General features: G+C 52.5%; 15 protein-coding genes. 5 read left to right on the top strand and 10 right to left on the bottom strand.

What is annotated here, in order from left to right; genetic code table 11:
- Positions 1 to 185 precede the first annotated feature (185 nt).
- From NMD08_RS18785 to NMD08_RS18770, 4 genes are read left to right on the top strand one after another with little or no spacing between them, the layout of a single operon-like run.
- A complete protein-coding gene (locus NMD08_RS18785; RefSeq protein ID WP_370618753.1) occupies positions 186 to 740 on the top strand; it encodes a molecular chaperone in 555 nt (184 codons plus the stop codon).
- Entirely contained in the window at positions 737 to 3007 is a 2271-nt protein-coding gene (locus NMD08_RS18780; protein WP_151224916.1) for a molybdopterin-dependent oxidoreductase, read from the top strand. The genes NMD08_RS18785 and NMD08_RS18780 overlap by 4 nt, the downstream gene beginning before the upstream one ends.
- A complete protein-coding gene (locus NMD08_RS18775; protein WP_047412739.1) occupies positions 3004 to 3561 on the top strand; it encodes a 4Fe-4S dicluster domain-containing protein in 558 nt (185 codons plus the stop codon). The genes NMD08_RS18780 and NMD08_RS18775 overlap by 4 nt, the downstream gene beginning before the upstream one ends.
- Positions 3561 to 4328: a DmsC/YnfH family molybdoenzyme membrane anchor subunit gene (locus NMD08_RS18770; protein ID WP_210904815.1), complete on the top strand. Its 768-nt coding sequence runs from the start codon at positions 3561 to 3563 to the stop codon at positions 4326 to 4328. Before NMD08_RS18775 ends, NMD08_RS18770 begins: the two co-directional genes overlap by 1 nt.
- 83 nt (positions 4329 to 4411) lie before the next feature.
- Here the strand turns inward: NMD08_RS18770 and uspG are convergent, their stop codons facing one another.
- Together uspG and rnk are read right to left on the bottom strand one after the other, a co-directional pair.
- Complete coding sequence (uspG, locus tag NMD08_RS18765) at positions 4412 to 4840, bottom strand: universal stress protein UspG (protein WP_151218738.1); 429 nt, start codon at positions 4838 to 4840, stop codon at positions 4412 to 4414.
- A 180-nt stretch (positions 4841 to 5020) separates the two neighbouring features.
- On the bottom strand, positions 5021 to 5431 hold the full coding sequence (rnk, locus tag NMD08_RS18760; protein WP_005120853.1) for a nucleoside diphosphate kinase regulator: 411 nt from the start codon (positions 5429 to 5431) through the stop codon (positions 5021 to 5023).
- 275 nt (positions 5432 to 5706) lie between these two features.
- Here rnk and NMD08_RS18755 point away from each other — a divergent pair, with 275 nt between their 5' ends.
- The gene (locus tag NMD08_RS18755) at positions 5707 to 6537 is read left to right on the top strand and encodes an alpha/beta fold hydrolase (RefSeq protein WP_187252827.1); all 831 of its coding nucleotides are present in this window, start codon (positions 5707 to 5709) and stop codon (positions 6535 to 6537) included.
- A 64-nt stretch (positions 6538 to 6601) separates the two neighbouring features.
- Here the strand turns inward: NMD08_RS18755 and rna are convergent, their stop codons facing one another.
- The 8 genes from rna to citC all read right to left on the bottom strand — a co-directional run bounded on the left by rna (position 6602) and on the right by citC (position 14256).
- A complete protein-coding gene (rna, locus tag NMD08_RS18750) occupies positions 6602 to 7408 on the bottom strand; it encodes a ribonuclease I (RefSeq protein ID WP_278238653.1) in 807 nt (268 codons plus the stop codon).
- A 110-nt stretch (positions 7409 to 7518) separates the two neighbouring features.
- On the bottom strand, positions 7519 to 8982 hold the full coding sequence (citT, locus tag NMD08_RS18745; protein WP_151218741.1) for a citrate/succinate antiporter CitT: 1464 nt from the start codon (positions 8980 to 8982) through the stop codon (positions 7519 to 7521).
- A gap of 25 nt (positions 8983 to 9007) precedes the next feature.
- Positions 9008 to 9913 (bottom strand): triphosphoribosyl-dephospho-CoA synthase CitG, encoded by a 906-nt coding sequence (gene citG / locus NMD08_RS18740; protein WP_151218742.1) that lies wholly within the window; start codon positions 9911 to 9913, stop codon positions 9008 to 9010.
- Positions 9882 to 10436, bottom strand: a complete 555-nt coding sequence (gene citX, locus NMD08_RS18735) for a citrate lyase holo-[acyl-carrier protein] synthase (RefSeq protein ID WP_151218743.1) — start codon at positions 10434 to 10436, stop codon at positions 9882 to 9884. Before citX ends, citG begins: the two co-directional genes overlap by 32 nt.
- Positions 10437 to 10439: 3 nt before the next feature.
- A complete protein-coding gene (citF, locus tag NMD08_RS18730; protein ID WP_187259426.1) occupies positions 10440 to 11972 on the bottom strand; it encodes a citrate lyase subunit alpha in 1533 nt (510 codons plus the stop codon).
- A 9-nt stretch (positions 11973 to 11981) separates the two neighbouring features.
- Positions 11982 to 12890, bottom strand: a complete 909-nt coding sequence (locus NMD08_RS18725; RefSeq protein ID WP_151218744.1) for an aldolase/citrate lyase family protein — start codon at positions 12888 to 12890, stop codon at positions 11982 to 11984.
- On the bottom strand, positions 12887 to 13183 hold the full coding sequence (gene citD, locus NMD08_RS18720) for a citrate lyase acyl carrier protein (RefSeq protein WP_151218745.1): 297 nt from the start codon (positions 13181 to 13183) through the stop codon (positions 12887 to 12889). The genes NMD08_RS18725 and citD overlap by 4 nt, the downstream gene beginning before the upstream one ends.
- Entirely contained in the window at positions 13180 to 14256 is a 1077-nt protein-coding gene (citC, locus tag NMD08_RS18715; protein ID WP_187252823.1) for a [citrate (pro-3S)-lyase] ligase, read from the bottom strand. The genes citD and citC overlap by 4 nt, the downstream gene beginning before the upstream one ends.
- Between the last annotated feature and the right edge of the window lie 254 nt (positions 14257 to 14510).

Here is a 14510-nt window from a genome sequence, read left to right as displayed (position 1 = left end):
CCGCTGGCGGTTTTTTTTATTTCCGCCGCTCACAAATTTTCAATTCCTGAAACAATAAAACGCATAAAACATTACTTAAGTTAGCCTGATCATTTTTTTAGTCAAAGAAAGCGTTAGCGTTTCATTTATTATATTAACCCACATTATGTTTTTATTTATTTTATGAATAAATGGTTGGTTAATTCATGGGTGAAATATATAAAACCCTGACGAACTTTGAATCGACAGGGTTATTTTTGCGTGACTTTTTTATCTCTTATGACAGTAACGCGCTGAAAGAGGCTTATTCTGCCCTGGATAGAAATGCCGAGTCGCTAACAGAGCAGGAGTGGCTGGAAGTGGAGTACGACTTCAATGCACTGTTTGTCGGACCGCAGAAGCTAAAGGCCGCGCCGTTTGCCTCGGTTTATCTTGAAGAAGATGCCCTCGTAATGGGCAAATCAACCCGAAGCATTCGGGAATTCATGGCAAATATGGGCTTATCTATAAATGACAGGAATAATATTCCGGATGATCATATTTCCTGTGTATTGGAATTGGCAGTTTTATTATCAGCTAATGCCAGAGCATCATCTGAATACCAGGTGCCCCTTACTCGATATGCATCTGAGTATGTCGCGGTGTGGGTGCCCAAGTATATAGAAAAAATAAATATAAATGCACAAACCGTCACGTTGAAAAACGTAGCGGGAAGATTGTCTTCTTGGCTTGATGAATTAAAAACGAGAGTATCAATATGAGTAATGAACCGGGAGTTCTGAACAGACGTTCATTTTTGAAAGGGTTGATTGCCCTTGGCACGGTCGCAGCCCTGCCAGGGGGATTGCTGACTTCACGCTGCGCATTGGCGCAACCGCCAATCCCGTTTAACCCCAAAACCTACAAAATTTATCGCAACGCTTGTCCGCGTAACTGCTATGACACCTGTAGCCTGAAAACCTGGGTGAAAGACGGTGTCATCACCTTTGTCGAAGGGGCGCCGGAGTCAACATTTACACACGGTACTCCTTGTGTAAAAGGCCTGACTTATCCCCGTCGCGTCTATAGTCCGGATCGTATTAAATATCCGATGGTTCAGGATGTTCGCGGTAGCGGGAACTGGCGTCGCATCTCATGGGAAGACGCAATGCAGCGTATTGCGACCAAGATGCTGGAGATCAAAAAGAAAGACGGCTCAATGCTGGGTCTGGCGCTGACTAAGTACTCCGGCAAATTCGGTGTGCTGAACTATGCCGTTGAAGGCATGATGTCTTCGCTGGGCTACACCACCCGTTTTGCCGGAACGCCGTGCTGGCCGGCCGGTATTGACGCGCAGAACTATGACATGGGCGATATGTGGTGTAACGACCCGGAAGATATGGTGAAAGCCAAATACATCATCATCTGGGGGGCTAACCCGGCCTGGTGTTCAATGCACACCATGAAATATGTCTATCAGGCGCGGGAAAAAGGCGCAAAAGTGGTCGTTATCGATCCGCTGTTAACCCAGACTGCCGCGAAAGCCGATCTCTACTTGCGTGTACGTCCAGGTTCAGATGGCGCTCTGGCGTTGGGAATGGCGCGCCATCTGGTGGATAAAGGTCTGGTGGATCAGGATTTCGTCAATAACTATTCCCACGGTTATCCGGAATTCGAAGCCTATCTGCGCAACAATGTGACCGTTGAGTGGGCCGCTGAAATCTGTGGTCTTTCCGCTGATGTTGTTCGTCAATTGGCGGAAGAATTTACCGCAGTTAATCCTGCCACCGTGTGGATTGGCTACGGTATGCAGCGCCATGTCAACGGCGGCGCAAACGTCCGTGCGATTGATGCCTTTGTGGCAATGACCGGCAATATTGGGGTTGAAGGCGGCGGGGCGCGTTATGGTCACCTGCATACCTGGGGCTTTAACTACAATGCCATGCTGCAGAAACCGCCGGTAGGTTCTGTTGGTATGCCCGGTGCTGCTGGGGCAACCAGCGAATTTGGCGCCGCGGGCGCAGTTGCGCAATATTCCGATCGTTCGCTTAATATCAACCAGACGGCACAAGGGTTGCTTGATGCCAACGATCCCCCTGTGCGCATGCTTTGGGTCGCTTGTAAGAACCCGTTTGCTCAGGATTTTGATCGTAGCAAGATGGAAAAAGCGTTCGAAAAACTGGAAATGGTGGTGTGCGCCGATCAGTTCTTTAACGAAACCGTTGGGCATGCCGATATCGTTTTGCCGGTGACTACCGCATTTGAAGAGTGGAACGTAGACGCCTCTTACTGGCACTACTGGCTCTCTATCAACCAGCCAGCCATTAAGCCGATGTATGAGGCGAAATGCGACCTGGAAATTGCCGTTTTACTTTCCCGCACGATCAACAAACTGGAGCCGGGTTCCTGTACGTTCCCGCAGGAGTTCGATCATAAACGTTGGTTGGATCAGGAATTCAATGACGGGATGGGCAAAATGTTTGGTATCTCTTCCTGGGACGATCTGCTGGACGGCCCGAAAAAAGCCATTCTACCAAGCTCTGCGGCCTGGTATGACCGCAAGTTCAAAACGCCCTCCGGCAAGTTTGAGTTCAAATCTGAGCTATGCGAGAAAAATGGTCATACTGCGCTGCCGGAGTACAAACCGGAAGCCAAAAGCACCTTGCCATTCCACCTGTTTACGCCACATGTGCAGTTCGGTATCCATTCCCAGTTTATCAACCTTGACTGGATGCAGGTTTTCTATCCGGAGCCGTTTGTTTATATGCATCCGCTTTCCGCAGCGAAAAGAGGAATTACTGAAAACGACCTGGTGAAAGTGTTTAACACCGCCGGAGAAGTGGAACTGCGTGCGAAGGTCACCGCTAACGTACCGGAAGATTTCCTGGTGATGTATGAGGCGTGGTTCCCGAAACGCAAATACAACGTACAAAACGTGGTGGCTGATACCCCAGCCGATATGGGGTTGATGAAAACCGGCGCACCGGGTGCGGCGATCCACAGTCAGTTTGCGGACATCATTTTGGTAAGTAAAGGAGCAGCGGCATGAGACGCGCGTTTTTAGTCAATAGCGATAAGTGCATCGGCTGCCGTGGCTGTGCGATGGCGTGTAAGAGTTTTAACCAGTTGGAGCCTGAACGCTTCTGGCGCTATGTCTATCCATTGGATAAAGAAATTTATCCGCATGAAGAGCGAGCATTTTATTCGCTGGCCTGTAATCACTGCGAAAACCCAGCCTGTCTGGCGGCGTGTCCGGTAGAGGCGTATACCAAACGTGAAGATGGTGTAGTGGTGCATAACCCGGAGCGCTGTATCGGATGCAAAAACTGTATCCGCAACTGCCCATACGGTGCGCCGCGCTTTAATGAGGAGACGAAGAAAGCGGAAAAATGCAGCATGTGCTACGAGCGACTTGATGTTGGTATGCAGCCGGCGTGCGTGAATGCCTGTCCGGTCGGTGCGCTGACGCTTATCGACCTGGATGCCGACCCGATCCCCAATAATGCCGTACAGTATCCGCCGGGATTCCCGCGTATGCCGCAGCTGAATCCGGGCACGCGTTTTATCCTTGCGCGCCAACCGAAGCAGCCGGAGGGCAAGTAATGGAAAAGTATGAACTTCCGCTGGTTATTTTTACCGTATTGAGCCAGATGTCGGTTGGGATCACACTCATTCTGACGCTGCGTGCCTTGCAGGGAAAACTGGAGAGCAAGCGCCTGTATTGGCTGATAAGCGGGCTGGTTCTGGCTGCTGCGTCCGTGGCGGCAGTATTGCACCTTGCGCATCCGGATCGCGCCTACAACGCCCTGATAAACCTGCAGCACGCCTGGCTGAGCCGTGAAATTCTTGGCGCAACCTTATACGGCGCGGCGGTGGGCGTGACGTTTTTGGCGAAAGGGCACAAAGCCCCAGCTTTACTGGCATCCATTCTCGGGATCGCGCTGGTGGCGGTACAGGGGATGACTTATGCGGCCCCAGCTATGGCGGCGATCGCCAATGGTCTGACGATGCTGCTGTTCTTCATCACGGTGTGGGTGATGGGGTGTGCCGCGATTCCGTTGCTTAATCTCACGCCTGCCATTGCCGCATTACGCCAGGGGATTGTCGCTTGTCTGGCGGTCATGATTGCCGCGCCGATTATCTGGTTAAGCGGCGGTACTATCATGCAGATGACGGCGCATGCCTGGCTGACGTCGCCGCTTTATCTGGCAAGTTTGGTTTGTCTGGCGGTGGCCTTTGTACTCAGCCGCCAGGGAGAGCGTCGTGCAAAAGCGCTTTTTGTTCTGCTGTTTGTTGGTCTGTTTCTGAGTCGTCTGACGTTCTTTGGCGATACGGTCAGTACCATTGTGAATATCGGTCACTTGTATTGATTGTGAGCGAATAAAAACCCCTGTCAGGCGGTTAACCTGGCAGGGGTTTTCTATCTATCGCAAAGATAGTAAATCAGCGGCTGTTAGCGGACAACCAGCACCGGCAGTGTTGCGTGGCGAACAACGCTGGACGCGTTTGAGCCTAGCAGATGGGTGCTGATTGATGGATTGCGTGACCCAATGACAACGACATCCGCATTCAACTCTTCACCTAACTCGTTGACCACGTCACGTACGCTGCCAAAGCGGACGTGTTGTTTGATACGAGAAGGATCGATACTGAAATGACCGACCATCGTTTGCAGACGGGATTCCGCTTCGTGTTGCAGATGCTCTTCAAAACGACGAACGTCAGCGGCAAAGCGATGCAGACTTAAGCTCGCCGATCCTGGCAACACGTGCAGCAGATGGATAACGCCTTTTTCCTGTGCCAGAAATTCTGCATGGCGAATAGCCTTATCGCTCAGTTCCATCTCGAATACATCAACAGGCATTATGATTGTGTTGTACATAAACATTCTCCTTGTCATTACATGAACACATAACAGCATAGTATTAAAAATGATTCTGTCAGTCACGACACAGATTTATGTTTTGCGAACAGGAAGAAAAACAAGGAACTGGGGCTAACCGGAAAGAGGATGCGGATGCATCCCCTGTAAGATAAAGCGAGTCGCTTTGATAAGACAGAGTTAGCGCAGGTAATCGCCAGCAGCTTCAGGTTGGTACTCAAGCTCAATGACTTCGAGATGTGTTGATGTCCCGCCTGGCAGTTCCCAGTGAATGGTGTCGCCAACGCGCAGACCCAAAAGTGCAGCGCCAACCGGCGCCATTACCGAAAGCTGTGTGCTGCTGTCAGTCATATTAGCTGGATACACCAGGGTACGCACGCGGACTTCGCCATCACTCAGATTGCGGAATTTCACGCGGCTGTTCATGGTCACAACATCGTGCGGCATGGTTTCTGGAGAACACATTTGGGCACGATCCAGCTCGGCGTTCAGGGCGTCGGCAATCGGTAAACCAGCAAACGCAGGTTGCTCCAACAGGCGGTCAATGCGTTCCGCATCGAGGTCGTTAATGATGATAGTTGGTCTGGACATTTATTACTCCATGTCGTCGATACTGCGGGTGCGCAGGTAAATAATCCCAAAAGAAAACCCTCACCGTCAGGCGGCAAGGGTTTAGCTTTTATGATGATACTGAGACTTACCCCATGTTTGAAGTGATTTAGTTCACATTCAGGCAAATCATCAATATTGTCGCGTATGGTGTGATTTTAGCCGAAAAACGTGATCGTTCTCCAATTTGCATTATGCTTTTTAAGCGCTCGCTGCGGGCGCGTCAAACAACTCAGTGTTCCGCGACAGGAGATCTCATGAGCCAGTACGACAAACTAACCTTGAAAGACGGCGGCTATTTGCATTTTAAAGACTGGGGAAGTGGACAGCCCATTGTCTTTAGTCATGGTTGGCCGCTGACGGCGGATGCGTTTGAGGATCAGATGTTGTTCCTCGCGTCGAAAGGATTTCGTGTGATCGCCCATGACAGGCGTGGGCATGGGCGCTCGGCCCAACCCTGGGATGGTCACAATATGGATCAGTATGCTGACGATCTGGCTGAACTTACCGCGTATCTCAATCTTAAAGATGCCGTCCATGTCGGACACTCTACGGGCGGTGGGGAAGTGGCGCGGTACATTGGTCGCCATGGAACGCAACGGGTAGCAAAAGCGGTATTAATCGGCGCGGTGACGCCCATTATGATCAAGACCGATTTTAATCCAAACGGCGTGCCGAAAGAGGTGTTTGAGGGTATCCGTGAAGGGGTGATAAACGATCGCGCTGCCTTTTTCTATGAACTGACCGCAGCATTCTATGGCTACAACCGACCGGGCGTAAATGAGTCGAAAGCCGTACGCGAAAGCTTTGTTGCACAGGGCTTACAAGGCTCCATCAAAGCGTTGTACGACTGTATCCATGCGTTTTCAGAAACTGACCTGCGTGAGGATCTCAAAAAGATGACTATCCCGACGCTGGTGATCCACGGTGATGACGATCAGATTGTCCCGTTTGAAACCTGCGGGAAGGTCGCGGCGGAAATATTACCGGACTCGCAACTGAAGGTGTATGTTGGTGGATCGCATGGCATTTGCACCACCCATAAACATCAGATCAACGGCGATCTGCTCAACTTTATTCAGTCTTAATCTTTGGGGACGTACTACGCTGTTCCGCCCGACGAGGGAGCAGCGTAGTGTTCGATCAGGCTGTTTAGTATCCCACTTTGTCGATAATAAACTGTTTACCACAGTTACCCGGATGCGGTTGCGGTAAGAATGACTGTGCGGATAACGTCTGGTTGATGGTGTCGGCTTTCAGAGATAACTGGATCTCCGTGAGATAAGCCGGATTACCGTGGCAGCTTAACTTCACGGCTTTAACGTTCTCTTTACCCCAGCTTTTGGCGACGGCGGCGTCAAATGCGCTACGGCTGACGGTTTTACCGTAGTTGTCTGCCAGGAACTTGCCAGCTTCGCTGTTTTTAACCTCATTATTCAGCCGTACCATCGTGCCGAAGTACGCGTCGGGGTCAAAACCGAAACAGGCGCCATGTTTGGCATACTCGTAACGCTCCAGACAGGATCTCCCACCGGCGCCGGGCATTACGGCGCTGAGTTTTGCCGCGCTTTCCAGAGAAAGTCCCGTTTCAGGTGCCGCGCATTTACGGCTGGCGCGCGCTTCAGGTAGGTTGGGAATTGGTCGCGTCGCGCAGCCAAAACGCATCCAGCGTCGGTTGTCGACTCCACGGGCGGCGATAGATTTTGGCAGGCTGGGCCATAAACCGTGAACGGTCAGGAAATCCGCTTTGTTCGCGCTCTCTTTTTGCAGGCGACATTCGTCAGGCTCCTGACGATTACGCTCATGCTGGCTCTGACAAAATCCGGTTTGCCAGGAGAGGGCCAGCACGTAGCTGTCAAAATCAGTGTACTGTTTTGCCTGAAGTTCATCGGCCTGAGCCGCAGAAACTGGCAGCAGAAGTGCTGCCAGCAACGAAGAATAACGCCATGTTGATCTCATGATGATGTCGAATACTTATATAAATTCTGAATATCATCTATTTAATCATAAAAAATGCCAGTCAGGTTCAGCTGACTGGCATCATTTTCATCAGGCGTGAACCGAAATGATTAGCTCCACATTGCCAGAATCGGCCAGCCGACCAGCAGAAGCATAGAGATGTAGATAACGCCGAAGATAGCACCCAGACGCCAGTAGTCTTTGGATTTCACATAACCACAGCCGTAGATGATTACGCCAGGGCCTGTTGCATACGGAGTCAGACAGCCCATGATACCGATGGACAGCACCAGCAAGATACACAGGTGTTCCATCGGAACGCCCGGGATACCTTTACCAACCGCCAGAATAACCGGCAGCATGGTGGCGGTGTGTGCAGAAAGACTGGCAAACAGGTAGTGAGCAAAGTAGAACACCAGCACCAGCACGATTACGGTCGCGTTAGGCGAGAAGCCTTCCAGGTGCGTACTCATGGTGTTGGCGAACCAGTCGATAAAGCCTGAACGGGTTAATCCATTCGCCATAACGACCAGTGTGGCAAGGTTGACCAGGGTGTTCCATGCGCTGTTATAGCGGGTAATGTCTTTCCACGGTACCACGTGCAGCGCCAGCATCAGGGAGACTGCCAGCAGGCCCACTGCGGTTGCGTCAATCAGCTTACCACCGAAAACCCACAGACCCAGGCTCAGTATAACCAGACCGATCAGAGTCAGCTCTTTACGGGTCAATTTACCCATGGTTTTCAGTTCATCACCAGCCCATGCGGCAACTTCAGCACTGTGCGTAACTTCTGGCTTGTACAGAACATAGGACAGCCACGGAGCAACGATCAGCAAAATAATACCAACCGGCAGGAAGCTGAGGAACCACTGCAACCAGCTGATTTGAATACCGGCAATTTTGTTGACGAATTCCAGACCCAGCACATTAGGCGCAGCGCCGGTTACGAACATAGAGGAGCTCAGGCTGGTACTGATAACCATCATCCACATCAGATATCCGCCGATACGGCGCGCGGAAGGATCGTTTGGGAATGATTTAAACAGCGGCGGCAGGTTTTTGATAACCGGGAATACGGTCCCACCGGTACGCGCGGTGTTAGATGGTGTAAACGGCGCCAGCAAAATGTCGATAATAACAATCGCATAGCCCAGCGTCAGGGTACGTTTCCCCATGAATTTCACCATAAACAACGCGATACGGCGACCCAGACCGGTGACTTCATAGCCCAGCGCGAAAATAAACGCGCCAAACACCAGCCACACGGTCGTGCTGGAGAAGCCTGCCAGACCCCATTTCAGCGCTTGCTTACCCGCTTTAAACGCCGGGTCGGCCAGCTCTGAAGCATCAAACAGCAGATAGTTGCTGCCGATGACGCAGATCGTTACGGCGATAAAGCTAATCGCTGTTGCCGGGATTGGCTCAAGGATCATCCCGACAATCATTGCCACGAACACGGCAAAGTAGTGCCAGGCCTGCGGGGGCATTCCATCAGGGACGGGGATAAGAAACATGACGCCCATGACGATCAGTGGGGCCAGCAACTTCCATATTTTATCTTTTGCTAAAGACATGTGTGTGATTCTCCGGAAAGGATCTTTAATTGTGATAATGATGAACTTGTGAAATCTGAGCTAAGAACCAGGTGATGATCAGCAGATCGGCACAGCCTCCAGGGCTGAGATTGCGTTCAATGCACTGTTGGTCGAACTGGCGCAGGTATTCGAGATCGGCAGGGGTGCGAATTCCCCCTTGCTGCAACAGTGTGGCGGCCTGTTGTTGTAGCCAGCGCAGACCTTCAGCGCCACCGCGAGAGGCCACGTTGGTATCGCCATTGATGGACATCAGCAGCAGTAACGTATCGAGTAACGCCAGTTCAGGATCGCGCCCCTGTGCCAGCAGGGCACGGTAGTGCGGCAGAGCATGCTGGATGACTAACGGGTAACCCGCTTCGGCTTCACCTCGTGCGCCGGTTAATCCCAGTTGCTGATAAAGACGTTGGCCAGCCGTGAGTTGTTGATTATTCTGGCGCAGTTCGCGCTCGGTCAGGCCACGGCAAAATGCGGCTGCCGTAGAGCAAAGGATTTCAGGGGTGACGGTCAGGCCTAGCTGGAGCAGGCGGCCAATGGCGGCACACAGTAGTCCCAGTGAAAAGATGCTCCCTTTATGGGTGTTCACCCCGGCGGTGGCGCGAAACATGTCGGCTTCGCAGGCCATGCCCAGCGGCCGCAGCCCTTGCAGCACATCTTCAGGCGACAATTGCGCGCTAAACGCCCCGTATTCAATAAAACGCGGCAGCCAGGCCTGAATCGCCTCAGCGCTGCGATGGAAATCTTCCAGCGCCATATCTTTATGTGCGCCGTTGTTAAAACGATCCACCAGACCCGGTTTGGGCGACAGGTTGACTTCAGTCAACATGGCGCGCCACGCAAGCGTTGCGTAGGCATCCGGGAGATCCAGAGGAAGGACTGCGTTATGGGGTGATGTTGCGGGAATCGGCATCATGCAGCAGTGCCTCCATTTGAGTCAGTAAATCGGAAAGCGCGTGAGTTTTACCCCGCGCACAGTCGGCAGCACTTTGCCCGCACAGCAGACAGCGACGGGCAGGGAGTGCGAAATGACGCCGGGACAGAATTTCCCCTTCTGGGGTCAGGACATCGATGTCCCACAACCGTCCCAGCGGGTGAGAATGCTCAAGCTCAATGGTGGCGAGCTTGAGGTCATGGGCCGGAGCCTCAATAGACAAAAGACCTTCCGGACCGCTGGCCGAAACCAGCGCTGTTTGCTCCCTGATAATCCAGGCAGATTTTTCTGCCAGTGCGAGCAGGGCGGTTACGCCGTGATTAAAGATGCGACGGGTTAATGCGCTGTCTTTAATCGGACCCGGTGCAACCACAGTGAATGAGACCAGTGGCGCGTGGTGGCGCGTCAGCCAGGCATGTTGCCTTGCTTGTCTCTCATCGCGGCTGGCGAGCAGCTCGGGAATCGAAACCGCGTGTTGGGTGGCGAATTCAGGGAGCAGGTGCATGGCTTATTCCTTCACCTGATGCACAACGTCAATCACCGAGCCATCGCGATAACGCACAACGGCAATCACACGATCGGTGAATTCGATAGCGCGTGGTTGACCAGTAAGTTGCTGAGCTCGTTCGCGCAGCCATTCAATGGATACCACTTTCATACCAGCTTCTTTCAGACGTTCTGCCAGTTCAGGACGCGCAGGGTTGACGGCGATACCGTGGTCAGTGACCAGGATATCGACGCTGGAGCCCGGCGTTACGCAGGTCAGGACGTTATCAACCAGCGTCGGAATGCGTCCGCGAACCAGTGGAGCAACAATGATGGAGAGCGCAGCGGCAACTGCGGTATCGCAGTGACCACCGGATGCGCCGCGCAGTACGCCGTCAGAGCCGGTCAGGACGTTAACGTTGAAGCTGGTGTCAACTTCCAGCGCACTCAGTACCACGACGTCCAGACGATCGACAGATGCGCCTTTCGAGCCCCAGTTGGCATACTGGTTGGCACTGATTTCAATGTGGTTTGGGTTGCGGGCCAGCGACTCAGCCGCGTTACGGTCGAAGCTCTGCACGTCCAGCAGTTTGCGGATCAGACCTTTTTCGTGCAGATCCACGATGGTGGCGGTGATGCCGCCCAGCGCGAAGTCAGCACGGATATCGCGGCTGCGCATTTTGTCTTCCAGGAAACGCGTCACGGCCAAAGAGGCGCCGCCGGTTCCTGTCTGCAGTGAGAAGCCTTCATTGAAGTAGCCGGAGTTAACAATGACGTCTGCTGCGCTACGGGCGATTAACAGTTCACGTGGGTTGGTGGTCATGCGGGTCGCATCAGCACCGATTTTGTCTGCATCGCCAACCTGATCGATCTGGACGATCAGATCCACCTGATCCTGCGTAATGCTCGCCGGGTTATGTGGGTAGGTCAGTAGCTGTTCTGTCAGCAGGACAACCTGTTTTGCGTTTTCGGCATCAACGCGAGCATAGCCCAGTGAGCCGCAGCATGCTTTACCGGTATAACCGTTGGCGTTACCAAACTGATCGCAGGACGGTACGCCGAGGAAGGCGACATCAATGCTGAGTTCGCCGCTTTGTACCAGGTGTACACGGCCACCGTGGGAGTGGATCTGGACTGGTTCTGCCAGCAGGCCACGGGAGATCTCTTCCGCCAGCGGGCCACGCAACCCGGAGGTATAAATACGGCTGACTACACCCTGACGGATGTGCTCAACCAGTGGAGCATGGCAATCGCTCAGAGAGCTGGAGGCCAGTGTCAGGTTTTTGAAACCCATCCTGGCGATGGCGTCCATCACCAGGTTAATCGTCAGATCGCCACCGCGGAAAGCGTGGTGGAAAGAGATGGTCATGCCATCCTGTAAACCCGAACGACGAATGGCGTCTTCCAGGTTAGCGCACAGCTTTTTGTCGCGCGGTTTTTGCGCCTGTAATTCTACTTTTGCGGTGCTCTGATAAGCGGAAAGCTCACTTTCTGCATGACGGCTCCAGGTCGCCACGCGATCCTGGCGTTGAGACTGTTCGATTTTCTGCGTCATTTTTTTGCCTTATTCTTCGCGAATGCCTGAAAGTTCTGCACGGGAGATAACCAGAAGGGCGCGCTCGATAACCGGGCTGTCGACCATTTTGCCGTTGAGGGAAACTACGCCACGACCTTCGCGAGCGGCGGCTTCAGCGGCCTCCACGACCAGGCGCGCATGAGCCAGCTCTTTGCGCGTTGGGGCGTACAGGTTGTGCAGGAGTTCGATCTGGCGCGGGTTGATCAGCGATTTACCGTCAAAACCCAACTGCTTGATGTGTGCAGCTTCGTGCAGGAAACCTGCTTCGTTGTTGGCATCGGAATACACGGTGTCGAACGCCTGAATACCGGCAGAGCGTGCCGCCTGCAAAATAGAACAGCGGGCAAACAGCAGTTCAGTACCCTCCGGCGAGCGCTCAGTACGCAGGTTACGCACATAATCTTCCGCACCCAGAGCAATGCCGATCAGACGCTCGGAAGCGTGGGCAATTTCTACCGCGCGGGTAATGCCTAACGGCGATTCGATAGCGGCTAACAGACCGGTGCTGCCGGGCTCACGGCCACAGGCTTTCTCGATACGCAGAATTTCGCTTTCGATGTCGATGACATCCTGCGCGGTATCAGTTTTCGGTAAACGCACGATGTCTGCACCACCGCGTACCACGGCTTCGAGATCGTTAATGCCCCATTCGGAGTCGAGGGCGTTTACACGCACGATAGTTTCAACGTCGTGATACAGCGGATGCTGCAGGGCGTGATACACCATACGGCGGGCAGTATCTTTCTCGCGCAGCGCGACGGAGTCTTCGAGGTCGAACATCAACGCATCTGCCGGGTAGATGAACGAGTTGCTGACCATGGCGGCATTGGCACCAGGTACGAACAGCATGCTGCGGCGGGTACGGGTTTTACGTTGTTGTAAAGATGCGGAAATCACTGGCAATCCTCCCATGGCAGTGCCGAAATACCACCAGCGCGGGCCAGTAGTGCTTCCAGTCGCGCACGTAAAATGCAGTCCAGTGCGCCTTTATCATCAACATTTAATTGCACGCCGCGTACGTTGTAGCGGGACAGAACGTCCAGAATGGTGGTCCGGATGGCATCACCGAACTGTTTTTCGACGCTACTGTTAACCTGCAGGTCAATATCCTGCGAATCGAGTGGGGCGATGCGAATCATCACATCACCGGACTCAAGTGTGCCTGCGACGGCTGCCTGGTTTATTTTCATTTTTCACCTGTTGCTAATGCGGGGGTATTTTGGCGGACTGCCGCACCCGATGAGGCTCGTTCAACCATGCTTTGCAAGTAGTGCAGCGTGGCGTCAGGGACCAGGGATGCGATAGCCGTGAGATCTTTTTTAACCAGCAGCTTGCGCACCCAGGAGGCGGAAATCGGCATCTCCTGGAAACACAGCCGCTCAATTTCCACCAGTTCAATTGGTGGGGCGGGAAGCGTTGGGGTCTCCAGCCAGTAACGCATATCGTTGTTGTACTGGGAGGTGACGGTGCAATACGGCTCGGTACCGACGAAGCGGTGCGTAACGCCGAGAGCCGGGGCCAGATATTGGCGGAAGATTTTCAGGTCAATTTCGGTGTAGCAGTGGTTAATAACGCTCTGCTCTTTGATGAAGTAGCACGGGAATGTGGCGCGGGAAATGATATATTCCGAACCGCGATGCACGGTTAAACGTGGAATGTCTTTTGTTCCTTTAAGCACCAGATCCAGTCGGTCTTCATACGGAAAACGCGAGGTATCCTCTTTGACCAAAAACAGATGCAGCCAGTCACATTGTGCGGCTGCCTGTTGGATCAGAAAACGGTGTCCGTTGGTGAAGGGGTTGGCGTTCATGACGATACAACCAATTTTTTTCCCTTCACGACGCAGTTTTGCCAGAGATTCAGCGTAACGCTTCAGACGCGTGGTGCTGTTTTCCATCAGCACCATAATGCCGGGAACGCTGGTCAGCGTAGAAAAGCCACACTGTTTAAACAGCGATTCGTACTCGGTTTTGGTATAGATGAAGAGGTGCGTACAGTGGCGCTCATAGGCGAGGTTGATTAACTCGGTCGCCAGTGTCAGCGCTAAGCCTTCGCCGCGTACGGATTCGCAGATGGCGACACACTTAATGATATTGCCAGCAATACCGCCACAGGCGATCAGGCGGTCATCACGGGTGACGGTGATAAATACTTCAACGGTGGTATCAACGCTCAAATCATTTTCTTTCAGAAATTGCGCGATAGCCGCCATCTTTTTATTTTCTGAGCGTTTAACTTGCGTGAATATATTATTACCGAACATAGTGAAAAGAGTCCCGATGCTATATTTTGTTACTGGGTTTCTGTTTTTGTTGCTCCGCTTAGCAACTTGATAACGTTTTGTTCGCAATTGAAGGGAATGGTTTTTTATTACCGAGTATTTCTTTTTTTCCCTGATGCATACATCGTAAGGGGTATTTTGGAGGTAATTTTTGATTTATTTCACAATAAGTTAGATGGTTTTAATGTGTTTTATGGTTTTAAGTTTTTTAATTAATTTAACCCCCAAATAACCGG

The organism is Citrobacter meridianamericanus (assembly GCF_041320245.1).
GTDB classification, from domain to species: Bacteria; Pseudomonadota; Gammaproteobacteria; order Enterobacterales; family Enterobacteriaceae; genus Citrobacter; species Citrobacter meridianamericanus.
The sequence above is the reverse complement of the archived record's forward strand: the minus strand, read 5'-3'. Positions and strand labels throughout refer to the sequence as shown.